At 70.4% G+C, this 24425-nt stretch carries 26 protein-coding genes and 1 tRNA gene; 17 read left to right on the top strand and 10 right to left on the bottom strand.

Annotation, left to right across the window (positions count from 1 at the left end):
- The first annotated feature begins 48 nt into the window (after positions 1 to 48).
- The 7 genes from BGO45_RS03910 (at position 49) to BGO45_RS03880 (ending at position 6631) form a co-directional block, all read left to right on the top strand.
- Positions 49 to 981 (top strand): 4-(cytidine 5'-diphospho)-2-C-methyl-D-erythritol kinase, encoded by a 933-nt coding sequence (locus tag BGO45_RS03910; RefSeq protein WP_076493881.1) that lies wholly within the window; start codon positions 49 to 51, stop codon positions 979 to 981.
- 135 nt (positions 982 to 1116) lie between these two features.
- Positions 1117 to 1419 carry a DUF427 domain-containing protein gene (locus tag BGO45_RS03905; RefSeq protein ID WP_292691095.1) on the top strand — a complete coding sequence of 101 codons (303 nt, stop codon included), beginning with the start codon at positions 1117 to 1119 and terminating at the stop codon, positions 1417 to 1419.
- Positions 1420 to 1432: 13 nt separating this feature from the next.
- The gene (locus BGO45_RS03900; RefSeq protein WP_292691092.1) at positions 1433 to 2257 is read left to right on the top strand and encodes an ABC transporter ATP-binding protein; all 825 of its coding nucleotides are present in this window, start codon (positions 1433 to 1435) and stop codon (positions 2255 to 2257) included.
- Positions 2254 to 2934 (top strand): ABC transporter permease, encoded by a 681-nt coding sequence (locus BGO45_RS03895; RefSeq protein ID WP_292691090.1) that lies wholly within the window; start codon positions 2254 to 2256, stop codon positions 2932 to 2934. Before BGO45_RS03900 ends, BGO45_RS03895 begins: the two co-directional genes overlap by 4 nt.
- On the top strand, positions 2931 to 3692 hold the full coding sequence (locus BGO45_RS03890; RefSeq protein WP_292691088.1) for an ABC transporter permease: 762 nt from the start codon (positions 2931 to 2933) through the stop codon (positions 3690 to 3692). Before BGO45_RS03895 ends, BGO45_RS03890 begins: the two co-directional genes overlap by 4 nt.
- A 35-nt stretch (positions 3693 to 3727) precedes the next feature.
- The gene (locus BGO45_RS03885; RefSeq protein ID WP_292691086.1) at positions 3728 to 4642 is read left to right on the top strand and encodes an ABC transporter substrate-binding protein; all 915 of its coding nucleotides are present in this window, start codon (positions 3728 to 3730) and stop codon (positions 4640 to 4642) included.
- A gap of 195 nt (positions 4643 to 4837) precedes the next feature.
- On the top strand, positions 4838 to 6631 hold the full coding sequence (locus tag BGO45_RS03880; protein WP_292691084.1) for an ABC-F family ATP-binding cassette domain-containing protein: 1794 nt from the start codon (positions 4838 to 4840) through the stop codon (positions 6629 to 6631).
- A gap of 27 nt (positions 6632 to 6658) precedes the next feature.
- Here the strand turns inward: BGO45_RS03880 and BGO45_RS03875 are convergent, their stop codons facing one another.
- The gene (locus BGO45_RS03875) at positions 6659 to 7171 is read right to left on the bottom strand and encodes a hypothetical protein (protein WP_292691082.1); all 513 of its coding nucleotides are present in this window, start codon (positions 7169 to 7171) and stop codon (positions 6659 to 6661) included.
- Entirely contained in the window at positions 7168 to 7665 is a 498-nt protein-coding gene (locus BGO45_RS03870; protein ID WP_292691081.1) for a MarR family transcriptional regulator, read from the bottom strand. Before BGO45_RS03870 ends, BGO45_RS03875 begins: the two co-directional genes overlap by 4 nt.
- A gap of 68 nt (positions 7666 to 7733) precedes the next feature.
- Between BGO45_RS03870 and BGO45_RS03865 the strand changes: the two genes are divergently transcribed.
- The 6 genes from BGO45_RS03865 to BGO45_RS03840 all read left to right on the top strand — a co-directional run bounded on the left by BGO45_RS03865 (position 7734) and on the right by BGO45_RS03840 (position 13327).
- A tRNA-Gln gene (locus tag BGO45_RS03865) sits at positions 7734 to 7805 on the top strand.
- 1 nt (position 7806) lies between these two features.
- Positions 7807 to 9255: a bifunctional UDP-N-acetylglucosamine diphosphorylase/glucosamine-1-phosphate N-acetyltransferase GlmU gene (glmU, locus tag BGO45_RS03860; protein WP_292691079.1), complete on the top strand. Its 1449-nt coding sequence runs from the start codon at positions 7807 to 7809 to the stop codon at positions 9253 to 9255.
- Positions 9245 to 10279, top strand: a complete 1035-nt coding sequence (locus tag BGO45_RS03855; RefSeq protein WP_292691078.1) for a ribose-phosphate diphosphokinase — start codon at positions 9245 to 9247, stop codon at positions 10277 to 10279. Before glmU ends, BGO45_RS03855 begins: the two co-directional genes overlap by 11 nt.
- Before the next feature lie 111 nt (positions 10280 to 10390).
- On the top strand, positions 10391 to 10894 hold the full coding sequence (locus tag BGO45_RS03850) for a hypothetical protein (RefSeq protein WP_292691076.1): 504 nt from the start codon (positions 10391 to 10393) through the stop codon (positions 10892 to 10894).
- A gap of 4 nt (positions 10895 to 10898) precedes the next feature.
- Positions 10899 to 11774, top strand: a complete 876-nt coding sequence (locus BGO45_RS03845; protein WP_292691074.1) for an FAD:protein FMN transferase — start codon at positions 10899 to 10901, stop codon at positions 11772 to 11774.
- Complete coding sequence (locus tag BGO45_RS03840) at positions 11774 to 13327, top strand: FAD-dependent oxidoreductase (RefSeq protein WP_292691072.1); 1554 nt, start codon at positions 11774 to 11776, stop codon at positions 13325 to 13327. Before BGO45_RS03845 ends, BGO45_RS03840 begins: the two co-directional genes overlap by 1 nt.
- A 61-nt stretch (positions 13328 to 13388) precedes the next feature.
- On the opposite strand, the gene BGO45_RS03835 is transcribed toward BGO45_RS03840, so the two are convergent.
- From BGO45_RS03835 to BGO45_RS03805, 7 genes are all read right to left on the bottom strand, one after another.
- Positions 13389 to 14123 carry a hypothetical protein gene (locus tag BGO45_RS03835; RefSeq protein ID WP_292691070.1) on the bottom strand — a complete coding sequence of 245 codons (735 nt, stop codon included), beginning with the start codon at positions 14121 to 14123 and terminating at the stop codon, positions 13389 to 13391.
- Between the two features lie 183 nt (positions 14124 to 14306).
- The gene (locus tag BGO45_RS03830) at positions 14307 to 15800 is read right to left on the bottom strand and encodes an ATP-binding protein (RefSeq protein WP_366515014.1); all 1494 of its coding nucleotides are present in this window, start codon (positions 15798 to 15800) and stop codon (positions 14307 to 14309) included.
- Positions 15797 to 16531: a response regulator transcription factor gene (locus BGO45_RS03825; protein WP_076493857.1), complete on the bottom strand. Its 735-nt coding sequence runs from the start codon at positions 16529 to 16531 to the stop codon at positions 15797 to 15799. Before BGO45_RS03825 ends, BGO45_RS03830 begins: the two co-directional genes overlap by 4 nt.
- A 22-nt stretch (positions 16532 to 16553) precedes the next feature.
- Positions 16554 to 16982 (bottom strand): VanZ family protein, encoded by a 429-nt coding sequence (locus tag BGO45_RS03820; protein WP_292691065.1) that lies wholly within the window; start codon positions 16980 to 16982, stop codon positions 16554 to 16556.
- A 29-nt stretch (positions 16983 to 17011) separates the two neighbouring features.
- A complete protein-coding gene (gndA, locus tag BGO45_RS03815) occupies positions 17012 to 18589 on the bottom strand; it encodes an NADP-dependent phosphogluconate dehydrogenase (RefSeq protein ID WP_292691063.1) in 1578 nt (525 codons plus the stop codon).
- 87 nt (positions 18590 to 18676) lie between these two features.
- Entirely contained in the window at positions 18677 to 19192 is a 516-nt protein-coding gene (locus tag BGO45_RS03810) for a gluconokinase (RefSeq protein ID WP_292691061.1), read from the bottom strand.
- A 27-nt stretch (positions 19193 to 19219) separates the two neighbouring features.
- Entirely contained in the window at positions 19220 to 19915 is a 696-nt protein-coding gene (locus BGO45_RS03805) for a FadR/GntR family transcriptional regulator (RefSeq protein ID WP_292691059.1), read from the bottom strand.
- Between the two features lie 139 nt (positions 19916 to 20054).
- Here BGO45_RS03805 and BGO45_RS03800 point away from each other — a divergent pair, with 139 nt between their 5' ends.
- From BGO45_RS03800 to BGO45_RS03790, 3 genes are read left to right on the top strand one after another with little or no spacing between them, the layout of a single operon-like run.
- On the top strand, positions 20055 to 21443 hold the full coding sequence (locus tag BGO45_RS03800; protein WP_292691057.1) for a GntP family permease: 1389 nt from the start codon (positions 20055 to 20057) through the stop codon (positions 21441 to 21443).
- Positions 21440 to 22219, top strand: coding sequence for an SDR family oxidoreductase (locus BGO45_RS03795; protein ID WP_292691055.1), 780 nt, complete (start codon positions 21440 to 21442; stop codon positions 22217 to 22219). Before BGO45_RS03800 ends, BGO45_RS03795 begins: the two co-directional genes overlap by 4 nt.
- Positions 22220 to 22236: 17 nt before the next feature.
- A complete protein-coding gene (locus BGO45_RS03790) occupies positions 22237 to 23238 on the top strand; it encodes a zinc-binding dehydrogenase (protein ID WP_292691053.1) in 1002 nt (333 codons plus the stop codon).
- Positions 23239 to 23301: 63 nt separating this feature from the next.
- Here the strand turns inward: BGO45_RS03790 and BGO45_RS03785 are convergent, their stop codons facing one another.
- The gene (locus tag BGO45_RS03785) at positions 23302 to 23427 is read right to left on the bottom strand and encodes a hypothetical protein (protein WP_292691051.1); all 126 of its coding nucleotides are present in this window, start codon (positions 23425 to 23427) and stop codon (positions 23302 to 23304) included.
- A gap of 289 nt (positions 23428 to 23716) precedes the next feature.
- Between BGO45_RS03785 and BGO45_RS03780 the strand changes: the two genes are divergently transcribed.
- Positions 23717 to 24355 carry a 50S ribosomal protein L25/general stress protein Ctc gene (locus BGO45_RS03780; protein WP_292691049.1) on the top strand — a complete coding sequence of 213 codons (639 nt, stop codon included), beginning with the start codon at positions 23717 to 23719 and terminating at the stop codon, positions 24353 to 24355.
- The last annotated feature ends 70 nt before the right edge of the window (positions 24356 to 24425 follow it).

Below are 24425 nucleotides of genomic sequence, written 5' to 3'. Positions count from 1 at the left end.
TTTCGCACACGGCGGAGCATGCGGACTCCCGGTGGGGCGAGGTCGGCGATGAGCGGCCACGAGCCCGCTGCGGTGCGCGTGCGCGCGCCCGGGAAGATCAACGTCTTCCTCGAGGTCGGCGATGTGGCCGACGACGGCTACCACGAGGTCGCCACCGCCTACCAGGCGGTGTCGCTGTACGAGGAGATCACGGCCACACCGGCCGACGACATCACGATCGAGATCGTCGGCACCTCGACGGTCGACGTCGAGGGCGTGCCCACCGACGAGCGCAACCTCGCGGTCCGCGCAGCGCGGCTTCTGGCCCGCGTCGGCGGAATCGATCGGGGCGCCCACCTGTCGGTGCGGAAGGCCGTGCCGGTCGCCGGGGGCATGGGCGGCGGGTCCGCGGATGCTGCGGCCGCCCTGGTCGCGTGCGACGCGCTGTGGGGGATCGGGATGCCGACCGCCGACCTCGCGCGTCTGGCGGCGCAGCTGGGTGCCGACGTGCCGTTCGCCCTCCTCGGCGGGACCGCCGTCGGGACCGGTCGCGGCGACGAGCTGAGCCCGGCGCTGGCCTCCGGCCGTTTCGACTGGGTGCTCGTGCCCAACGACCAGGGGCTGTCGACCCCGGTGGTCTACGGCGAACTCGACGCCCACCGCGAGCGCCACGCGGTCGACATCGGGCCGGCCCCGCGAGTCCCGGCGGTCGACCCCGATGTGCTGCACGCGATCCGTCAGGGTGACCCGCGCATGCTGGCCGCGACCGTGCGCAACGACCTCCAGGCGCCCGCCCTCCACCTGCGTCCCGACCTCGCCCGCGTCCTCGAACGGGGTGAGCGTTCGGGCGCGCTCGCGGGGTTGGTGTCCGGCTCGGGACCGACCCTGGCGTTCCTCGCCGCCGACGAGACCGCCGCGATCGACCTGCAGGTCACGTTGAGCGCCGCCGGGTTCCCCGCCCTGCACGTCCACGGCCCCGTGTCCGGCGCGCGTGTGGTCTGACCGCGGCGCACCATAGCCCAGGTCGTCACACGGGGCAATCTTGCGTTTGGTGTCGGTGGCCCTCACTAGCCTCGAACGTGGTGGACCTGCACCGGCGGGCGCTGTGCCCGCGAGCGGCCACGAAAGGGGAATCCCATGAAGGCAGTACTCGACGGCGTGGTGATCGCCGAAGCCGAGCGCGACGATCTCGTCTCGATCGAGGGCAACTGGTACTTCCCGCCGAGCGCCGTCCGCGCCGGCGCCCTGTCGCAGAGCCCCACTCCGTACACCTGCCCGTGGAAGGGCGCGGCGCAGTACTGGAACGTCTCCCTCGACGGTGCCGAGCTCACCGACGGTGCGTGGTCGTACCCCGATCTGCGCCCCGGCGCGGTCGATCGAGTGGGCACCGACTTCGCGGGATACGTCGCCTTCGACCGGAAGGTCGTGGTCTCCGACTGAGTCGGGCACGCGCATGATCGAGTTCTCGGCCGTCTCGAAGGTCTTCCCCGACGGCACCCGCGCCGTCGACGATTTCAGTCTCGTCATCCCGTCCCGCAAGACGACCGTCTTCGTGGGGTCTTCGGGCTGCGGCAAGACGACGCTCCTCCGCATGATCAATCGCATGGTCGAGCCCTCGGCCGGCACGATCTCCATCGACGGCGACGACATCGCGTCGCGGCCGCCGGTGCAGCTCCGCCGGAGCATCGGCTACGTCATGCAGAACTCGGGGCTGCTGCCGCATTTCACGGTGGCCGAGAACATCGCCACGGTTCCCGTGCTCCAGGGCGAGAACCGCAAGAAGGCACGCACCCGCGCTCTCGAACTCATGGAGACGGTGGGCCTCGACACCGCGATGGCCGACCGCTATCCGAGCCAGCTCTCGGGCGGCCAGCAGCAGCGCGTCGGCGTCGCGCGCGGTCTCGCCGCCGACCCCAACATCCTTCTGATGGACGAGCCGTTCGGCGCGGTCGACCCGATCGTGCGCGACGAACTCCAGCAGGAGCTCATCCGACTGCAGAACGACATCGGCAAGACGATCGTGTTCGTCACCCACGACATCGACGAGGCGTTCCTCCTCGGCGACCAGGTGGTGCTGCTCGAGAAGGGCGCCCACGTCGCCCAGGTCGGGGCACCGAGCGAGATCATCGAGAATCCGGCGAGCGACTTCGTCGCGAGCTTCATCGGTGCGGTCAAGGGCAAGCGCGCCCTGCGCCTGAAGGCGACCGAGCACGGCACGGTCGTCGTCGACGCCGAGGGGCGCACGCAGGGCGCCCTCGTGGAGGAGCCGCGCCCGTGACCTGGGTCCTCAACAACCTCGGGCTGATCGGGGAGCTGACGGTGGCCCACCTCCGCCAGAGCCTGATCGCGCTCCTGGCCGGATTCGTCCTCAGCGTCCCCCTCGGCTGGGTCGCCTGGCGCTATCGACTCGTGCGCAGCAGCGTCATCACGATCACCGGCCTGCTGTACACGATCCCCTCGCTCGCCCTGCTGATCCTCATGCCCGTGGTCACCGGCTGGTACTCGATCGTCAGTGAGACCAACCTCATCGTGGCGCTCGCGATCTACGCCGTCGCGATCCTCGTGCGCGCCGTCGCCGACGGTCTCGACTCGGTGGACGCCGGCGTGCGCCAGGCGTCGACCGCCCTGGGATACGGCTCGTTCCGCCGCTTCTGGGCGGTGGAGTTCCCGTTGGCGGGGCCCGTGATCCTGGCGGGACTCCGCGTCGCATCGGCGAGCACGATCGCCCTGGCGACGGTCGGCATCCTCGTCGGCATCCAGAACATCGGCTACCTGTTCACGAACGGTCTGCAGCGACGGATCATCCCCGAGGTCTTCACGGGTGTGCTCGCCGTCGTCGTGATCGCACTGGTGATCGATCTGCTGCTCGTTCTCGCGGGTCGCCTGCTGATGCCCTGGACCCGGGGGACGAAGACCGTCTCGCGGCAGGCCGACCGGACGTTTGTGAAGGCATGAACCTCATCGGCGATGCGCTCGCCTGGATCTTCTCCGGCAACCCCGGGACGGGGTTCGACTCCATCCCCGCGGCGATCGGCGTGCAGCTGCTCTACACGCTCGTCTCCGTCGTCGTGGCCGGGGCCATCGCCATCCCGCTCGGTTGGTACATCGGCCACACCGAGCGGGGTCGTGAGACGGCCGTCGCGATCTCGGGCGCTGCGCGCGCGATCCCGTCGTTCGGTCTGCTCATCCTGCTGACGCTGCTGCTCGGCGTGCTGCACAAGCCCGAGGCGGCCGTGATCTCGTTCGTCGTGCTGGCGATCCCCTCGCTGCTGGCGGGGGCGTACACCGGCTTCGAGGCGATCGACCGTCGCGTCATCGACGCCGGACGTTCCATGGGCATGACAGAAACCCAGATCCTGTGGCGCATCGAAGTGCCGCTCGGCCTGCCTCTGCTCGTCGGCGGCATCCGCGCCGCCACCCTCCAGGTCCTCGCGACCGTGACGATCGCGGCCTACATCGGGCTGGGCGGCCTCGGGCAGTACATCATCGCGGCGATCCCGCTGCGCCGCTTCGACATCCTGATCGGCGGTGCGATCCTGGTCGCGGTCCTCGCTCTCGTGATCGACGGACTGTTCGCCCTCCTGCAGCACCTCGTGGTCCCGCGCGGCATCCGCGCCGCGGGCGCCGCCTCGCCCCGGACGCGCTCGGCGCGGGAGCGGCGCGCCGAGGCGATCGCGGTGGGAGCCCCCGCCGTGCCCCCGGGCAACGCCTGACTCACCCGACTCTCCACCACCAGAAAGAGGAACCCATGTTCACAGCACGAACTCGCAAGGGTCTCGGCGTCCTCGCCGGGCTCGCGGTCGCCTCGCTCGCCCTCGCCGGTTGCGGCGCCTCGAGCGACCCCCTGAGCAACAACGGCGGCGACGCCAGCGCATCGTCGGCCGAGATCGTCGTCGGCTCGCAGGCCTACTTCTCGAACGAGATCATCGCCGAGATCTACGCGCAGGCTCTCGAGAACTCCGGGCTGACGGTCAAGCGCCAGTTCCAGATCGGTCAGCGTGACGCGTACATCCCGCTGCTCGAGGACGGCACCGTCACCGTGTTCCCGGAGTACAGCGGCAACCTGCTGCAGTTCTTCGACAAGGAGACGACGGCGCGCACCGCGGATGAGGTCTACGCGGCGCTCCCGGCCGCTCTCCCCGAGGGCCTTGAGGTGCTCGACCAGTCGTCGGCCACCGATCAGGACTCGTACACGGTCACGAAGGCGTTCGCGGATGCCAACGGTCTGACCTCGATCGCCGACCTCTCCAAGGTCACGACCGGACTGACCCTCGGCGGCAACGCCGAGCTCGCCGAGCGCCCGTACGGCCCGCAGGGTCTGAAGTCGACCTACGGCGTCGACGTGCAGTTCTCGCCCACGGGTGAGACCACGGTCGACGATCTCGTCGCCGGCACGATCCAGGTCGCGAACGTCTACACCGCCGACCCGCGCATCCAGACCGACAACCTGGTCACCCTGGAAGACCCGAAGGGCCTCTTCCTGGCCTCGAACGTCGTTCCGGTCGTGAACTCGAAGGTCGCCTCGCAGGTGTCCGACGTGCTCAACAAGGTCTCCGCCGCCCTCACCCCCGAGGGCCTCGTGGAACTGAACGTGAAGTCGACCGTCGACCAGCAGTCGTCGGCCGACATCGCGAAGGCCTGGCTCGCCGACAACAACCTCTGAGCCGACGCCACACCAGCGGGGCCGTCCGGGATTCCGGGCGGCCCCGCTGCGCGTTCCGGTAGCAGGGCGCTCTGCGCGAGCGGTCTCCGCGAGACTGCACGCGCCTGACAACCCCACTGCAGGGTGCGCGGGTTTCGTCAGCCGGATGCAGTCTCGTGGTTCGCCCCCGCCGGACCCGCGTAGCCTGGAGCGGATATGGCACATCTGCTCGGGGGCGAAGCCCTGCACCTGGAATACCCGACCAAGGTCGTGTTCGACTCCGTCTCGCTCGGGGTGAACGAAGGCGACCGGATCGGCATCGTCGGCCGCAACGGCGACGGCAAGTCGAGTCTCCTCGGCATGCTCGCCGGCATCCGCGAGCCCGACGGCGGGCGCGTCACCGTGCGCGGGGGAGTGACCGTCGGCGTCCTCGACCAGCAGGACACCCTCGACGACGACGACACGATCGGCCACGCCGTCGTCGGCGACCGCGCCGAGCACGAGTGGGCGGGCGACGCGCGCACGCGCGACGTGATCGCCGGGCTCCTCGGCGACCTGCCGTGGGATGCGCGGCTCGGTGATCTGTCGGGCGGCCAGCGCCGTCGCGTCGCTCTGGCGAAGCTGCTCTCCGGCGACTGGGACGTGCTCTTCCTCGACGAGCCCACCAACCACCTCGACGTCGAGGCGATCACGTGGCTCGCCGGACATCTCAAGAAGCGGTGGGCGCCGAACGCCGGCGGGCTGCTGGTCGTGACGCACGACCGCTGGTTCCTCGACGAGATCTGCACCGCCACGTGGGAGGTGCACGACCGCATCGTCGAGCCCTTCGAGGGCGGCTACGCCGCGTACATCCTGCAGCGGGTCGAGCGCGACAGGCAGGCGGCATCCATCGAACAGCGGCGTCAGAACCTCGCCCGCAAAGAGCTGGCGTGGCTGCGTCGCGGGGCTCCGGCGCGCACGTCGAAGCCGAAGTTCCGCATCGACGCGGCGAACGAGCTCATCGCGGATGTGCCCGAGATCCGCGACAAGGTCGCGCTGCAGTCGCTCGCGGTCGCGCGCCTGGGAAAGGACGTCGTCGATCTGCTCGACGCGGGGGTGGCCTTCGGCGAGAAGACGGTGCTCCGAGACGTCGAGTGGCGCATCGCGCCCGGGGAGCGCACCGGCATCCTCGGGGTCAACGGTGCCGGCAAGTCGACGCTGCTGAGCCTGGTCACCGGCACTCTCGAACCGACCAGCGGCCGAGTCAAGCGCGGCAAGACGGTGAAGGTCGCCACCCTCACCCAGCGCCTCGACGAGCTCGAGCAGCATCTGAACGATCCCGTGCGGGTCGTGATCGCGAGTCTGCGCACGACGTACACGTTCGGTGCCGGGTCCAAGGCGCAGGAGCTCACGCCCGGCCAGCTCCTCGAGCGTCTGGGCTTCTCCAGCGCTCAGCTCTCGACGCCGGTGAAAGACCTGTCCGGCGGGCAGAAGCGGCGCCTGCAGCTGCTGCTGATCCTGCTCGACCAGCCGAACGTCCTGATCCTCGACGAGCCCACGAACGACCTCGACACCGACATGCTCGCGGCGGTGGAAGACCTGCTGGACTCGTGGTCGGGCACGCTCATCGTCGTCTCGCACGACCGCTACTTCCTCGAGCGCGTGACGGATCAGCAGTTCGCGATCCTGGATGCCAAGCTCCGCCACCTTCCCGGGGGAGTCGACGAGTACCTGCGCCTCCGGGCGCTCCAGGATGCCGAGCCGACGCGCTCCACCGCGGCGGCGGCGCCCGCGGCATCCTCGGGTCTCCAGGGAGCGGATCTCCGCGCCGCGCAGAAGGAGGCCTCGGCCGCCGAGCGGAAGATCGAGAAGCTGCAGCAGCAGATCGATCGCGCCAAGGCGGCCCTCGTCGACCACGACCAGGCGGACTACGTGGGGCTGGGCAAGGAGATGGAGCGCATCTCGCAGTGGGAGGCCGAGCGCGATGAGCTCGAACTGCGCTGGTTCGAGCTCACCGAGGCGATCGGCTGAGCGGAGTCCGCTCGAGCGGACACGGTGTCAGTGGACCGCGATCTCCAGGATCACGATCACGATCCCGAGGAACGACGTCGCGAGTGCGCCCATGATGCGTCCGAAGACGCGGTAGCCACGGCGCCGGAAGGCGTGGTAGCCGAGGATCGCGAGGACCACGAACATCGCCGTGATGCAGTTGTCGACGGCGTCCGACACGGACTGATCCGTGACGATGCCGTACGCGAGGGCGAGGATCGACGGCACGGAGGCGTACAGCATCCCGGAGGCGTGTCGGATGGCGTTGCGGGTGGACCCGCGGAAGCCGTGGTCGCCGTGCTCGGTCAGGGTGTGCGCGAACACGTGCGCGATGAAGAAGACGACGAGGGTCGCGGTCGAGTTCAGGAGCACCTCGGCCACGTCGTGGGCCTCGTCGTCGGCGAGCGTGACGAACGTCGTGAAGACGATGAGGCCGTAGATCGCCGAGGGGGAGCGGAACCGCACATCCAGCCACGTCTTGACCCGCTGCCACGGCGTCGGGGTCGCCACCGTCTCGCTCACGCGTCGAATCCCAGGCTGAGCTTGCGGAGCAGCGTCGCCAGGCGATCGCGGTCGCCGCGCGAGAGCCCGTCGAGCAGCAGGGCCTCGGCGTCGACGAGGCGGGTGATCGCGGCATCCACGCGCACGCGTCCGTCGTCGGTCAGGGTCACCAGGATGCTCCTCCCGTCGCCCGGATCGGCTTCACGTCGGACGAACCGGCGGGCGACGAGCCGGTCGATGCGGTTGGTCATGGTGCCGCTGGAGACGAGCGTCTGCTGCAGCAACTGCTTGGGGCTCAGCTGGTAGGGCTCGCCCGCACGGCGGAGGGCCGAGAGCACGTCCCATTCCCACGACTCGATGTCGCTGCGGCGGAACGCTTCTTTGCGAGCGATGTCGAGGTGCCGCGAGAGGCGGGCGACACGCGAGAGCACCTCCAACGGCGAGAAGTCGAGGTCGGGTCGCTGGTGCACCCACGCCTCGACGATGCGATCGACCTCGTCGCTGTCCCGGCTCACTCGTTCATTATGTCGAGAACGCCGTCGGGCCGCCGTCTGGCAGACTTGACCGGTGCCCGCGGGCACGGTCCGCCGTGGTGTAACGGCAGCACGACAGCCTTTGGAGCTGTTAGGTCCAGGTTCGAATCCTGGCGGCGGAGCATGACCTCATCGACCGAGCTCGCCGTCGTCGTCCTCGCCGCGGGCCAGGGCACCCGCATGCGATCGCGCACCCCGAAGATCCTGCACGCGGTCGGCGGTCGGCCGCTCGTCGGGCACGTGCTCGACACCGCGGCATCCCTCGATCCGGCTCGCATCGTGGTGGTCGTCCGGCACGAACGCGACCGCGTGGCCGAGACGATCACCGAGCTGGCGCCGGGCGTCGTGATCGTCGACCAGGACGAGGTGCCCGGTACGGGGCGGGCCGTCGAGGCCGCCCTCGGCGCCCTGGACGACTTCGCGGGCGACGTGCTCGTCCTCAGCGGTGATGTGCCCCTGCTCGAGACGCACACCCTCACCGGGCTCCTCCAGGCGCATCGGTCCGGCGGCACCGCCGTCACCCTGCTCACCGCGGAGGTGGACGACCCGCAGGGCTACGGCCGGGTCATCCGCGACGACGCGCGCGCCGTCCGCCGGATCGTGGAGCAGAAGGATGCCACGGCCGACGAGGCCGCGGTCACCGAGATCAACGTCGGCGTCTACGTCTTCCGCGCCGCGCCGCTGCGCGACCAGCTCGCGCGGGTCGGCACGGCCAATGCGCAGGGCGAGAAGTACCTCACCGACGTCGTGGCGTTGCTGCGCGACGCGGAGCTGGGCGTCGCCGCATCCGTCACGCCCGACGCCGCCGCGGCGCTCGGGGTCAACGACCGCATCCAACTGTCGGAGGCGGGGCGCACGCTCAACGCCCGCACGGTGCGGCACTGGCAGCGCGAGGGCGTGACGGTCGTCGACCCGGCCACGACGTGGATCGACGTGACCGCGGTGCTCGCGCCGGATGTCACGCTCCTCCCCAACACCCACGTGCGGGGCGCCACGGTGATCGCCGCGGGCGCGACGATCGGACCCGACACGTCCCTCGTGGACTGCGAGGTGGGCGAGGATGCCACGATCACGCGGACCGATGCGACGCTCGCGGTCGTCGAGGCGGGCGCGACGGTCGGCCCGTTCGCGTATCTCCGTCCCAACGCACGGGTCGGCGTGAACGGCAAGGTCGGCACGTTCGTCGAGGTGAAGAACTCCTCGATCGGCGAGGGCAGCAAGGTGCCGCACCTGTCGTACATCGGAGACACCGAGATCGGGCGCAACGTCAATCTCGGTGCCGGCGCGATCACCGCCAACTACGACGACATCGCCAAGCACCGGACCGTGATCGGCGACGAGGTGCACAGCGGTTCGCACAACGTCTTCGTCGCGCCCGTTACGATTGGGGATGGCGCCAAGACCGGTGCCGGCGCAGTGATCCGCAAGGACGTCCCGGCCGGTGCCCTGGCACTCAGCGTCGCCCCCCAGCGGAACATCGAGGGGTGGGTCGAGAAGAATCGACCGGGCACCGGAGCGGCCGATGTGGCCGTGCGGGCCCGGGGTGAACAGGAAGCGCGCGATGGCTCGTAAGAAGAACCGTGTAGATCTCGACCGCGACAACGGCATCGCCCCCGGGCTCGTCGCCAAGACCAAGAAGCGGCTGGTCGTCGCCTCGGGCCGGTCGCACCCCGAGCTCGCGCACGAGGTCGCGCGCCACCTCGGCACCGAGCTCGCGCCGACCGAGCACCGGACCTTCGCCTCGGGCGAGATCTACACGCGCTTCGAGGTGTCGATCCGCGGCTGCGACGTGTTCGTCGTGCAGTCCTTCGGTCCGCCGGTCAACGAGTGGCTCATGGAGCTGCTCATCATGCTCGACGCCCTCAAGCGCGCCTCCGCCAAGCGCATCACGGTGGTGGCCCCGTACTACCCCTACTCGCGTCAGGACAAGAAGGGCCGCGGTCGCGAGCCGATCAGCGCCCGTCTCATCGCCGATCTGCTGAAGACCGCCGGTGCCGATCGCATCATGAGCGTCGACCTGCACGCCGCGCAGATCCAGGGCTTCTTCGACGGTCCCGTCGACCACCTGTTCGCCAAGCCCGTGCTGCTCGAGCACTTCGAGCAGGGGCTCACCGGCGAGGACCGAGAGACCCTCACGGTCGTCTCGCCCGACATGGGTCGGGTCCGCGTCGCCGACACGTGGTCCGACAGCCTCGGCGCCCCGCTCGCGATCATCCACAAGCGTCGCGACCCGAAGGTCGCGAACCAGGTCTCGGTGCACGAGATCGTCGGTGACGTGAAGGGGCGCACGTGCCTCCTCGTCGACGACATGATCGACACGGGCGGCACGATCCAGAAGGCCGCGCAGGCCCTCAAGGCGAGCGGCGCGCGCAAGGTCATCGTCGCCGCGACCCACGCCATCTTCAGCGATCCCGCCACCGAGCGTCTGCAGGACCCGGCGATCGACGAGGTCGTCGTGACCGACACCGTCCCGCTGCCCGCCGAGCGCCGGTTCGACCGGCTCACGGTCCTGCCGATCGCCCCGCTGCTCGCGCGCGCGATCCACGAGGTCTTCGAGGACGGTTCGGTCACCAGCATGTTCGGCGGAGACGCCTGAGATTCAGGGCGCGCTCATAGGTTCGCCGAGGTCTGAACCAGGTCCGTTTCGAGATCGTGTGTTCATCGTGAGCACGATCGCTCCGCGAGGCACGACCGAAAGAGGACCCTCATGATCCGCACGACCGCCGTCCCCCGCCCCGTCCGCATCGGCACCGCCCTGCTGGGCGTCGCCGGTGTGGTGACCCTCGCCGGATGCTCCGGCGGCAACGCCGACGCCGCCGCGCCGGCCGCGTCGGCCTCCGCCCCCGCCGCATCGTCGGCGCCGAGCGGGAGCGCCACGACCGACTCCTCGTCGGGGGCCGCGGCGTCCGACGGCGTCTACTCCGACGGCACGTACGAGGCCACCGGCCAGTACGCCACCCCCGAGAGCGTCGAGACGGTCGACGTGACCCTCACGATCGCGGGCGACACGGTCACGGACGTCACGGTCACCGGTGACCCGCAGGCGGCGGAGTCCCGGCGCTACCAGAGCGAGTTCATCGGGGGCATCAAGGACGAGGTGGTCGGCAAGAAGGTCGACGAGATCTCCGTCAGCAAGGTCGCCGGGTCTTCGCTCACCAGCGGCGGCTTCATGAAGGCCCTCGACACGATCAAGTCCGAGGCGAAGGCCTGACGTCGTGACCGCGGCGACCGCGGCCGGGGCGGTGTGGACGTTCGACGCGATCGGCACCGCGTGGGCGATCGAGACCGCGCAGCCGTTGTCGGCCGCCGCGCGTGCCGCGGTCGCCGACGTCGTGGACGCCTTCGACCGCGAATGGTCGCGTTTCCGCGATGACTCGGTGGTGTCCTCCCTGGCGGAGGGACGCGTGGCATCCGTCGAGGCGCCTCAGGACACCGAAGCGATGCTGACGCTGTACGACGAGCTCGATGCGGCGACGCACGGCGCGGTGAATCCGCTCGTGGGCGATGCCCTGGCCCGGCTCGGGTACGACGCCCGGCTGACGCTCGCGCCGTGGGGGGCTCCGGCGGCGGCGCCGAACTGGCGCGACGTCGTGGGGTGGGGGAGCGGTGTCCTGTCGCTGTCCCGCCCGGCGACGCTCGATGTGGGCGCGCTCGGCAAGGGGCGGCTGGTGGACCGCGTGCTCGACGTCGTCCGCGCCGGGGCCGAGGGCGACGTGATCGTCGACGGCTCGGGCGATCTCGCCGTGCGCGGCGCACCGGTGCGGGTCGGCCTCGAGCACCCGTACGACCCCACCCGCGCGATCGGCGTGGTGGAGGTGCGGGACGCCGCCCTGTGCGCCTCGGCGATCACCCGGCGGGCCTGGGGCGACGGACTGCACCACGTGCTGGACGCCCGCACGGGAACACCCGTACAGGCGTACGCGGCCACCTGGGCGATCGCGGACACCGCGATGCGCGCGGATGCGCTGGCGACCGCCCTGTTCTTCGACGGCGGCCCCGAACTGGCGGCCGCCTGGACCGCGCCCTGGGTGCGGATGCGTACGGACGGCCGCGTGGAGTGGTCGCCGGGATTCGAGGGAGAGATCTTCTGATGAGTGCGACCCTGACCGCGGGTTCGACCCGCGTCCGCGGAGTCCTCGGCCGCGTCTCGATGTATCGGCTCGTGCTGGGGGCGCTGGGCGTCCTGGCGCTCCTCGCGCTGGCCTTGTCGTTCGCCGGCCTCGTGGTCCCCGACCCGCTCGAGATCCTCGTGAGCGCCGTGGTGCTCGCTCTCGCGTGCGGCGTCACCGACTTCGTCGCGCAGAGCGTGCTGCGGATGCCACGGCGCCTGGAGTCCTCGCTGATCACGGCCGCGATCCTGCTGTTCGTCGTGCGTCCGACCGTGGAACCGCTGGGCCTGGCGGGTCTCGTGCTCGCCGGGGTCGCGGCATCCCTGTCGAAGTACTTGCTCGCCTGGCGCGGGCGGCACATCTTCAACCCGGCGGCGGCGGGTGCGACCGTGCTGACCGTGGTGAGCGTGTGGGCACCCGACCTCGGCGCGTCCGCGTGGTGGGTCGGGTCGCCGTGGCTGGCTGCGCCGGTGCTGCTCCTGGGGCTGCTGCTCCTGGCACGCACCGACCGTCTCGCGGTGGTGTTCGTGTTCTGGGTCGTGGCCGCGGCGGTCGCGTTCGTGCGCACGACGGTGCAGTTCCAGGCGGCGGGGTTCCCCGTCGACGTCCCGGCGGTGCTGCTGCAGGTGGCGTTCTCCTCGCCGTTCCTGTTCCTCGGGGCGTTCATGCTGTCCGAGCCGCTGACCCTGCCCCCGCGTCGCCGGCAGCAGTTCGTCGTGGCGATCCTCGTCGGCGTGCTCGCGGGGTGGCCCATCGCCCTCGGCGGGATCACCCTCGGCCAAGAGCGGGCGTTGCTCGTCGGGAACCTCGTGGCCTTCCTCTTCTGCCTGCGCGCCGCCGTGCGACTCCGCCTGGAGGGGCGGCGCGATCTGACCCCGACGGTGCGCGAGCTGACGTTCCGTGCCGCGCGGTCGTTCACGTTCTCGCCGGGGCAGTATCTCGAGCTCGACGTGCCGCACCGCCGGCCCGATGCCCGCGGCACGCGGCGGGAGTTCTCGATCGCCTCGGCGCCCGAGGACCTCCCGACGGTCCGCATCGCGTTCAAGGACGGTTCGCAGTCGTCGTACAAGCGGGCACTCGCCGAGGTCCCGGTGGGCGGCACGCTCGCTGTCACGGGGGTGTGGGGTGACTTCGTCCTCCCCTCGCGTCCGACGTCGCCGGTGCTCCTGGTCGCCGCCGGCATCGGCGTGACCCCGTTCGTCTCGCAGCTGCGTCATCTCGCCGCGACCGGTCAGACCCGCGACGTGGTGCTCGTGTACGTCGTCTCGGAGGCGAACGAGCTCGCGTTCCGCGACGACATCGCTGCCGGCGGCATCCCGGTGGTCGTGTTCAGCCGCGACGAGCCGGATGCCCTTCCCGCGGGGTGGGTGTGGGCCGGTCCGGATCGGGTGGATGCCGAGGCGCTCCTGCGTGCGGTCCCCGACATCGCGCAGCGCACGGCGTACGTGTCGGGTCCGCCGCGGCTGATCGCGGCTCTCGCCCCCGCGCTGTCCCGCGCGAAGTCGCTGACGACCGACGCCTTCGCGGGCTACTGACGACGGCTCGCGTTCGTCGGGACTGCTGCGCCGGGCCGCCGATCCTGGGCGGCGCCGACGATCAGATCGAGAAGCCCCACAGCGCGTAGACCATCATCACGACGCCCGTCAGCACAGCGAACGCCCCCACGACGGCGACCGGCAGAGGGCTCCGGAGTCGCCGAGCGCGGTCGGCGGAACCCTTCGCGAACAACCGCGCCTCCGCCCTCGCCGCGGCTGCGTAGACGGGTCCGCGATAGCCCACGATCGCCACTCCGGCGACGAGGAGCAGGATTCCGATGATCAGACCGGGCACGCCGGGCACGGGCGATCTCTGCGCCGACGACGTCGGCTCGGCCGTTCCGGGTTCCCCCGATCCTTCCCGCGCAGCGGTGGGGGAGGGCGATGCGGTGGGAACCATCGGGGAGGGCGATGCGGTGACTGTCTCCGCGGGCTCCTCCACCGGCTCGACACCCTGAGGGGCGGCGGGGTCGACGTCCTGCGGCACCTCGCCGTCCGTGCCGCGATACGTCGTCGTGCCGCCTCTCGAGGGGAAGTACGGCATGGCGGTCTCGGCCGGGTGGCTCCACTCGAAGGTGCCGACGGGCGCCTCGGGCGGCACCGTCGACACCGCGGTCGGCCACGGCTCCGTCGGCATGGGGTCGAAGGTGCCTTCGGGTACCGAAGGATCGATGGTGAAGGGGCCGCCGCCGGGCAAGGCCGGCTGGTCGACGAAGCCGCCGGAGGGCACCGGTGCGGGTACGGTCTCCGCGCGCGCCGCCCCGGCGGCCGAGATGACCGATGCGATGACGGCCACGGTGAGGAATCCACACACGCGGGCACGAACCATCACATACCTCCGATTGCTCCGTCCCGACTTCCGCGGGAAGGACCCGGGCCCCCCAGGTGATGCTCAGCCTAGCGAGACGAACGTTTCCGCGAAGTGACGGCGAATGGCCGATCTCGAACGCCGGGTGTCATCGGTTCCCCGGGGCCCGCCTCAGACCGGATCGGTGGGCTTCGCCGGGAGTCGCATCTCGAAGGTCGTGTCGCCCGGTGTGCTGTCCACCGTGATCGTGCCGTTGTGGGCCTCGACGATGGCCTTCGCGATGGAGAGCCCGAGGCCGGTGCCGCCCGTCTTCCGGTCGCGGGAACGGTCGGCACGGGCGAACCGTGCGAACAGTTGCGCGGCCACGGCCGGATCGATCCCCGGGCCGTCGTCGTGCACTCGGAGCACGGCGTCGTCGCCCTCGCGGGTCACCGACACCGTGACCTCCGTGCCGGCGGGCGTGTGGGTACGCGCGTTGGCGAGGAGGTTCGCCACCACCTGGTTGAGCCGCGCCGAGTCTCCGGCGAGTTCCACGGGTTCATCGTCGACGTCGATCGACCACGCGTGGTCGGGCCCCGCCGGCCGGGCGTCGCCGACCGCTTCGACCGCGAGACGGGTGAGGTCGACGGTGCCGTAGACGAGCTCCTGTCCCTCGTCCAGGCGCGCGAGGAGCAGCAGATCCTCGACGAGGGCGGTCATCCGCAGCGACTGCGCCTGGATGCGCTCGAGCGACTGCTCTGTCGTCTCCACGGCCATCGCGATGCGTTGGCGGCTCTCGTCGTCCTGCGACTGGCGAATGGCGCGCAGCGACAGTTCGGAGAACCCCCGGATGGATGCCAGGGGAGTCCGCAGCTCGTGGCTGGCGTCCGCGACGAATCGGCGCATGAGCTCCTCGTTGCGCTGGCGGGCGGCGAGCGAGGCGTCGACCCGGTCCAGCAGCGAGTTCAGCGCGAGGCCGACCTGTCCGATCTCGCTGTGCTCGTCGACCTGCTCCGCCGGTACGCGTTCGTCGATGGAGACGTCGCCCTGGTCCATCCGGATGGAGGCTACCCGGGTCGCGGTCTCGGCGACACCGCGCAGCGGCCGCAGGCCCACGCGGATGACGACCGCGATGATCGCGGAGAGCAGCAGCAGGCCGCCCGCGGTGACGAGGGCCACGGTGGTGAGAATGGCGCCGATCGTCGCGGTGATCTGGCTGAGGGGCAGTCCCAGCACCGCGACGGTCCCGAACTGGTTTCCCCGCACGCCGATGCGGTAATCCCCGAGGCCCGGCAGATCGACGGTGTCGGACGAGGAGGCCCCGGTCGTGACCGCGTTCGCGACGGCGTCGCGGATCTCACTCACCTGCTCGTCGTCGAGGGCCTTCACGGACCGCCCGTCGACGTAGGCGCCGGTGTCGCCCGTGCTGGCGCTGCGCAGCACGAGCACGGTGCCATCGGGGAACGGGCCCCCGGCGAGGACGTCGCTCGCGGTGCTCGTGGGCCCCACCACCACGTTGTTGCCGGCGGCGGCGACCTGCGCCGTGAGGTTCGTCTGCAGGACACCCGTGATGATCGCGCTCGTGGACACCGCGATCATCACCAGGATGAACGCCACCATGCCGATCACCGCGACCATCAGGCGCGACTGCAGCGTCCAGCGGTGGCGCGCCTTCTCTCGGGTCACTGAGGCGCTTTGATCATGTAGCCGACGCCGCGGACCGTGTGGATGAGCGGTTCGTGACCGGCGTCGATCTTCTTGCGGAGGTACGAGATATACAGCTCCACGACGCTCGAGCGCCCGCCGAAGTCGTAGTTCCAGACGCGATCGAGGATCTGCGCCTTCGACACGACGCGGCGCTGGTTGCGCATGAGGAAGCGCAGCAGCTCGAACTCGGTGGCGGTCAGCTCGATCTCGGTGCCGGCGCGGACGACTTCGTGGCTGTCCTCGTTCAGCGACAGGTCGCCGACACGGAGGATCGGCTCGGAGTCACGCGTGGCAGCTGTGCCGGCGCGGCGCATCAGGCCGCGCAACCGCGCCACGACCTCTTCGAGGCTGAAGGGCTTGGTGACATAGTCGTCGCCGCCCGCGGTCAGGCCCGCGACGCGGTCGGCGACGGCGTCCTTCGCGGTCAGGAACAGCACCGGGACGTCGTTGCCCGAGTGGCGGAGCCGTTGCAGCACGGCCATGCCGTCGAGGTCGGGCATCATGATGTCGAGCACCATGGCATCCGGTTCGAAATCCCGGGCCGACTGCAGCGCGTCGAATCCGGAGCCCGCGGTGCGGACCTCCCAGCCCTCCATGCGGAGGGCCATCGACAGCAGGTCGGTGAGCATCTGCTCGTCGTCGACGACGAGGACGCGGAGGGCGCTGCCGTCCGGACGGGTGAAGGCGGGAGCGCTGGCGGTCGCGGTCATGTGGTTCATTGTGCGCCGGTATCTATGAGCTTTCTATGGCGTCGGCTATGCGCTCGCTGTGAAGTCTGACCGCGCGGGCGAGGAGCGCGGCGACGGCGACCCCGACAGCGGCGCCCAGAGTGTTCGCGACCAGGTCGCGCACGTCGGCGACGCGCGTCGGGAGGAACAGCGCCTGGGTCGTCTCGATCGCGGCGCTCACCGCCAGACCGCTCAGGATGCCGACCCACCACGTCCCGCCCCACAGGAGCGCCAGCACCCCGAGGGGGACGAACATCACGACGTTCGCGGAGAACTCGACCACGTCGAAGGTGACCCACGCCGTCACCGGTGAGGAGGCGAGCAGCGCGAGGAACGCGCGGAGCACTCCCGCTGTGCCGTCGTCGTACGGTGTGGGGCGGAGCGTCATCCACCAGAGCCCGAGGGCGTACAGCGCCGAGGCGGCGACGAGCAACGCCCGCCGCCGCCCCGTGAGCGCTGTCGTCAGTGCGTGTCCTCGGCCTCGATCTCGGTGCGGTCGCCCGACCAGAGGGTGTGGAACGTCCCCTCCTTGTCGATGCGGCGGTACGTGTGCGCACCGAAGAAGTCGCGCTGGCCCTGGATGAGCGCCGCCGGCAGTCGCGTGGCGCGCAGGCCGTCGTAGTACGCCAGCGACGAGCTGAAGGCGGGTGCCGGGATGCCCGCGGCGGCGGCGAGCGAGACGATGCCGCGCCACGAGTCCTGCGCGCGGCCGAGGGCCTCGACGAAGTACGGGGCCGTCAGCAGCACCGGCAGCTCGGGCTCGGCGTCGTAGGCGTCGGCGATGCGGTTCAGGAACTGCGCACGGATGATGCAGCCCCCGCGCCAGATCTTCGAGACCGCGCCCAGGTCGATGTTCCAGTCGTACTGGGCGGCACCGGCGCGGATCTCGTCGAAGCCCTGGGAGTAGGCGACGATCTTCGAGGCGTAGAGGGCCAGGCGCACCTGCTCGATGAACGCGTCGGCGTCGGCGCCGGTGAGGTGCTCGCCGATCTCGTCGGACGGCCCGGGCAGACCGCCCGACACCGCGCGCTGCTCCGGGTGGCTCGACAGGGACCGCGCGAACGTGGCCTCGGCGATGCCCGAGACGGGGACGCCCAGGTCGAGGGCGGTCTGCACCGTCCACGCACCGGTGCCCTTCGCTCCGGCCTGGTCGAGGATGACATCCACCAGCGGCTTGCCCGTCTCGGCATCCGTCTGGCGCAGCACCTCGGCGGTGATCTCGATGAGGTACGACTCCAGTTCGCCGCGGTTCCACTCGGCGAACACGTCGGCGATCTCGGCGGGGGTCTTGCCGGTCGCGCGACGGATGAGGTCGTACGCCTCGGCGATCAGCTGCATGTCGGCGTACTCGATGCCGTTGTGCACCATCTTCACGAAGTGGCCGGCCCCGTCGTGACCGACGTGGGTGACGCAGGCCTCGCCCTCCGCGATCGCGGCGATCGAGGTCAGGATCGGGCCGAGCGTCCGCCACGACTCGTCGGAGCCGCCGGGCATGAGCGAGGGCCCGAGGAGGGCGCCCTCCTCGCCGCCGGAGACGCCCATGCCGACGTAGTTGATCCCGGTCTCGCGCACGGCCTTCTCGCGGCGGATCGTGTCCGTGAAGAGGGCGTTTCCGCCGTCGACGATGATGTCGCCCGGTTCGAACACCTTGACGAGCTCGTCGATGACGAAGTCGGTCGGGCGGCCGGCCTTGACCATGATGATCGCCGTGCGGGGCTTCGACAGCGACGCCGCGAAGTCCTCGTACGAGAAGGAGGGGACGAACTCCGCCTCGGGGTGCGCCTGGACGAGGTGCTCGGTCTTGTCGGCGCTGCGGTTGAAGACCGCGACCGTGTTGCCCTCACGGCTGGCGAGGTTGCGCGCCAGGTTCGAGCCCATGACCGCGAGGCCCACCACGCCGATGTTGGCGCGGCCGTCGCCCTCGCCCGCAGGGGCCGAGGCGGCGTCGGCCGTGGGCCGCTCGACGTCCGCGGGGGAGGGGGCGCCCTCGTGGTGCTGAGCGGCCTCGTGCGGTGCCTGGTTCTGATCGGTCGACGTCATTCGTTGCTCCGTGTTCACGTGCGGCAGAAGGGTGGGCGGACGGGAGTCGCGCACCCCCGCCACTTTATCGGCTCGGTCCGGGACCGCTCAGGTCGCGGGGGCGAGGTGCAGCTGCGCGATGACCGCGTCGACCTGCTGCTGCGGGGTGAGGTCGAGGTCGACGTGGATCGCCCGCTCGTCGGCACCCGGGATCTCCAGGGTCTCGAACTGCGAGGCGAGCAGGGCGGGCGGCATGAAGTGGCCTTGGCGGCGCAGCAGACGATCGAGCACGAGCTTCGGGTCGCCCATGAGCAGCACGAAGGTCACGCCGTCGCGGCGCAGGACATCCCGGTAGCTGCGCTTGAGAGCAGAACAGGTGATGACGCCGGGGCGCCCCGCGGCGATCTGGCCGTCGATCCACCCGGCGACGCGGTCGAGCCAGGGCCACCGGTCGTCGTCGTCGAGGGCGTGACCCGCCGCCATCTTGGCGACGTTGACCGCGGGGTGCAGGTCGTCACCCTCCTGTAAGTCCCAGCCGAGGCGGCCGGCGAGCATCCCGGCGACGGTGGACTTGCCGGTGCCGGCGGGACCCATGAAGACGAGGATCGGGGCGGTGGCGGTCATGGCTTCTCTCTTCGTCGGGGGAAGGGGTCAGATGGAGCGACGGACTTCGGTGAGCACGGCTGCGACGTAGAGCCGCGTGTGCTCCTCGGCGGCGTCGGCATCCGCGCGGCTGATCGCGGCGGCGGTGGCGACGTGGTTGTCGAGCGCGTCGGGATTCGGGATGCCGGGGGTCAGGCCGTGCATCGCGCGTCCCTCGATCGCGGCGGCGATGGGGGCACGTGCGGCGGCGAGCATGAGGTTGCCGCTGGACACGAGGATGAGGTCGTGGAAGGCGATGTCGGCTGCGAGGTACTCGGGCGAGTTGCCGAGGCCGGCGGCGCCGAGGCGTTCGAGTTCCTCGGCCAGGCGGGAGATCTCCCCGCGCTGCAGGTCGGTCGCCCGACGGGCGCTCAACCGTGCGGCCACCGGTTCGATCGCGGCGCGGAGTTCGGTGGTGTTCGCGATGAGCTGGTCGCGGCGCTTGCCTGCGAGCTGCCAGCCGATGAGCCGGGTGTCCAGGGCGCTCCAGTCCGCGGCGGGACGCACGGTGATGCCGACCCTGCGTCGCTGCTCGAGCATGCCCATCGCCTCCAGCACGCGCACGGCCTCGCGCACGACGGTGCGGGAGACGCCGTAGTCGGCTTCGAGGGCGGCGAGGGTGAGGACGTGGGCCGGGGGCAGCTCCCCGTCGACGATGCGCATGCCGAGGGCATCCACCAGTGATCCGTGCGACGCTCGGGCCATGACCCCTCCTCAGGTCTTTGGTACGACCTTATCTTGTCAAAGATACGATCTTTGTGTGAAGATGCCCTCACTCACCCATAGGTGCGGGTCGAATCACAGCTTGCCCGATGCCGCGCCATCCTGAATCAACGGAGATCTCTTGGACGACTGGACCCAGACACTCGGCACGGCGCCTCTCCTCGCCATCGCCGCCGGCGCGATCGCTCTCATCCTCGTGCTCATCATCTGGCTGAAGGTGCACGCCTTCCTGGCCCTCATCATCGTGTCGCTGGCCACAGCGTTCGCCGCCGGCATCCCCGTTTCGGCCATCGTCACGACCTTGACCGGAGGATTCGGGGGCACGCTCGGGACGGTCGCGCTCCTCGTGGCGCTCGGAGCGATGCTCGGGCGCTTGATCGAACACTCCGGTGGGGCGCAGTCGCTCGCCGAGACGTTCGTCCGCGTCTTCGGGGAGAAGCGGGCGCCCTTCGCACTCGGCATCGTCTCGCTCATCCTCGGATTCCCGATGTTCTTCGACGCCGGACTCGTCATGATGCTGCCGATCATCTTCGCCATCGCCCGCCGCGTCTCGGGCAACAACGTGCTGCTGTTCGGCCTGCCCGCGGCCGCCGCCTTCTCGGTCATGCACGTCTTCCTGCCGCCGCACCCGGGGCCGGTCACCGCGAGCGGCCTCTACGGCGCCAACCTCGGACTGGTCCTCATCGTCGGCCTCATCATCGCCTTCCCGATCTGGTACCTCTCGGGTTACCTGTGGGGGAAGTTCATCGCGCGCCGCCTCGTCCTGCCCGTCCCCGCACTCTTCGGCGACGTGGATGCCGACCAGCCGGCGAATCCGCCCAAGCCCGCCACGGTCATCGCGGTCCTGCTCCTGCCGATGCTCCTCATCTTCTTGAACACCGGTCTCACGACGCTTGCCGCCGCCGGCGCGGTCGACAAGGACAACACCCTCGTGCAGGTGCTCGTCCTCCTCGGCAACTCGCCCGTCGCCCTGCTCATCACCGTGCTCGTGGCCACCGTCGTGTTCGGCTTCCGCCGCGGCGAGAACGGCACCGCGCTCGAGAAGGTCGTGGACTCGGCGCTCGGACCCGTGGCATCCGTCATCCTCATCACCGGCGCCGGTGGGATGTTCGGCGCCGTCCTGCGCGCCTCGGGCATCGGTGACGCGCTCTCCGACAGCCTCAGCGACCTGGGCCTGCCGGTCATCGTCGCGGCGTACATCATCGCCGTGATCCTGCGACTCGCGCAGGGCTCCGCCACCGTCGCCCTCGTCACCGCGGCAGGTCTGGCCGCGCCCGCCGTCATGGCGGGCGACTTCTCGCCTCTGCAGGTCGTCGCGATCACCCTCGCCACCGCGGCGGGATCGGTGTTCGCCGGTCACGTCAACGACTCCGGATTCTGGTTGGTGGGCCGTCTCATGGGCATGGACGTCAAGACCACCCTGAAGACGTGGACCGTGCAGCAGGCCATCGAGTCGGTACTCGGCTTCCTCGCCGCGCTCGCCGTGTTCGGCATCGGAGCGCTCCTGTGACCGGTTCCCCCGCCGACCTGTTCGACGTCTCCGACCGGCTCGCCCTCGTCACGGGGTCGTCGCGGGGTCTCGGCCGTGCGCTGGCTCTGACCCTGGCCCGCGGCGGAGCGCGTGTCGTGGTGCACGGTCGCGACGCGGGCGCGGTCGAGAAGACCCGCGCCGAGGCCGAGGAACTGTCCGGCCGCCCCGCGCACGCGGTGACGTTCGACGTGACCGATGCCGTGGCGGTCGAAGGCGCGATCACCACTCTGCTGCAGGACGTCGGCGTGCCCGACATCGTCGTCAACAACGCCGGCGTGCAGCGCCGGGCACCGATCCACGAGTTCGACGTCGCCGACTGGGACGACATCGTCGCGGCCAACCTCTCCGGAGTGTTCTACGTCTCGCGGTTCGTCACTCCGGCGATGGTCGCGCGCGGCTCCGGCAAGGTCGTCAACGTCGCCTCGGTGCAGTCGCGGCTCGCCCGACAGACCATCGCGCCCTACTCCGCGACGAAGGGCGGCGTCGCTCAGCTGACCGCCGGAATGGCCGCCGACCTCGCGCGCTTCGGCATCCAGGTGAACGCCCTGTCGCCGGGGTACTTCGCGACCGAGATGAACCGCGACCTGGTCGACGACCCGGAGTTCACGGCGTGGCTCACGCAGCGGACCCCGGCCCGCCGGTGGGGCGACTTCGCCGAACTGGACGGGGCGCTGTTGTTCCTGGCATCCGACGCGTCGAGCTTCGTCTCGGGGCAGAACATCTTCGTCGACGGAGGGATGACGGCGGTCGTCTGACCGCGGAGAGGAAGACCGTGAAAACTCTGCTGATCGAGAAGGCCCTGTCCGCCGCGGTCCGCGATGTCGCCGTGCCCGAACCCGGGGAGGGGGAGGTCCGCCTCCGCGTCGAGTACGTCGGCATCTGCGGATCCGACCTGCACTACTACTACGAGGGGGCCAACGGCGCCTTCGTCGTGCGCGAACCACTCGTTCCGGGCCATGAGCTGTCGGGGCGGGTCGACCTCGACCCCTCCGGCGTCCTCGCTGCGGGCACGGCTGTGACCGTGCACCCAGCGCGCTTCGGCTCGCCGCGCGAGGGAATCGAGCACGCGCCGCACCTATGGCCCGGGGGATCGTATCTCGGCAGTGCCTCGACCTGGCCGCACACCCAGGGCGCGGCATCCGAATACCTGATCGTCGAGGCCGGCATGGTGCGCGTGCTGCCCGTCGAGCTCCCGGTGCGCCGCGCGGTGCTGGCAGAGCCCCTGGCGGTCGCCCTCCACGCCCTCGGCAAGGCCGGCGACGTGGCAGGACTCGACGTGCTCGTCACCGGTTCGGGTCCGATCGGTCTCATGGCCGTGGCCGCGGCCGTGGCGGCGGGCGCACGGGTCACCGCGACCGACGTGCTCGCCGGCCCGCTCGAACGCGCCACGGCGTTGGGGGCGTCGGCGACCATCGACGTGTCCACCCAAGCCGTCGAGCCGAACTCGTTCGCGGTGGTCCTGGAGTGCTCGGGCGTGCCCGTGTCGATCTCGACCGCGCTGAAGTCGGTTCGCCCCGGTGGCACCGTCGTCCAGGTCGGGATGCTGCCCGATGACCCGCGGCCCGTGAATCTCGCCCCCTTCATCTCGAAGGAGGTGCGCTACCTCGGGGCGTTCCGCTTCCTCGACGAGATCGACCGCGCCGTGGAGCTGCTCGCCCGTACTCCCGGGATCGAGGCGGCGCTCACGCACGAGTTCGCGGTGACGGATGCCGACGAGGCCTTCGCCACGGCACGCGATTCGCAGCGCTCGGGCAAGGTCGTCTTCGCCCTCTGACGCACAAGGACGCCCCGGTGACCACTCGAGAGAGCGGTGGCCGGGGCGTCCTGGTGCGGAGGGTCAGTGCTTCTTGTAGTTCGCGTTGCGCCCCATCGAGAAGAGGGCGCCGATCGCGGCGACGCCGCCGACGGCGGTGACTGCGCCGATCGTCCAGAGCACGACGTGAGAGAAGAAGCCGCTGTCCATGATGTTCCTCCGGTCGGGTGAAAGCCTCCGTCGATCTTATCGGGGGCTCCGCAGCACTCCGCGGCGCGGGTCGAAATGCGGAGCGGGTCGCTGGTAGACTTCCGGGGAACTTCGGCGAGGGATGTCTCCTCGTGCGCCCCGGCGGGTGCACCTGACATCCGTGATCGACGCGGTGTTGCAAGGCTCCCGGCTTTCCTCACGCGCTCGCGTTCGAGTCGAATCCAGACCACATACGCGCGGACATCGTCCGCTCACAAGCTGCGGGACCCGAGCCCGCGAGGAGAACATCATGTCGGAAGACAACAAGGTCGTCGCCGAGCTGCGCGAGAACTTCGGCAAGGGCTTCGCCCGCCGTCTGCGCGCCGCCGGCAAGATCCCCGCGGTCATCTACGGTCACGGCACCGAGCCGCAGCACGTCGCGCTGCCCGGTCACCAGGTCTCGCTGCTCATCCGTCGCGCCAACGCGCTGCTCGACCTCGACATCAACGGCAAGAGCCAGCTGACCCTGGTCAAGGACGTGCAGAAGGATCCGGTGCGCCAGATCGTCGAGCACATCGACCTCATCGTCGTGAAGAAGGGCGAGAAGGTCTCGGTCGACGTCCCCGTCGTCGTCGTGGGCGAGCCGTTCTCCGGCACGATCGCGAACCTCGACAGCACCACCGTCTCGCTCGAGGTCGAGGCCACGCACATCCCGCAGAACGTCGAGGTCTCGGTCGAGGGCCTCGAGGACGGTACGCAGATCACCGCCGCCGACCTGGTCCTGCCCGCCGGCGCGACGCTCGTGACCGAGCCCGAGACGCTCATCATCGGCGTCTCCGTGCCGCTGGACACCCTCGCTGCCGACGAGGAGATCGCCGAGGCCGACGCCGAGGTCGCCGAGGAGCAGGCCGAAGAGGCCGAGGCCGCTTCCGAGGGCGACGAGAACTGATCCCCGCGGACCGCGCGAGCGGTCCGCGACCGACGAGGGGGCGTGTCTCACGCCCCCTCGTTTTTCATGT

The organism is Microbacterium sp. 71-36, assembly GCF_001898305.1.
GTDB lineage: Bacteria > Actinomycetota > Actinomycetes > Actinomycetales > Microbacteriaceae > Microbacterium.
The sequence above is the reverse complement of the archived record's forward strand: the minus strand, read 5'-3'. Positions and strand labels throughout refer to the sequence as shown.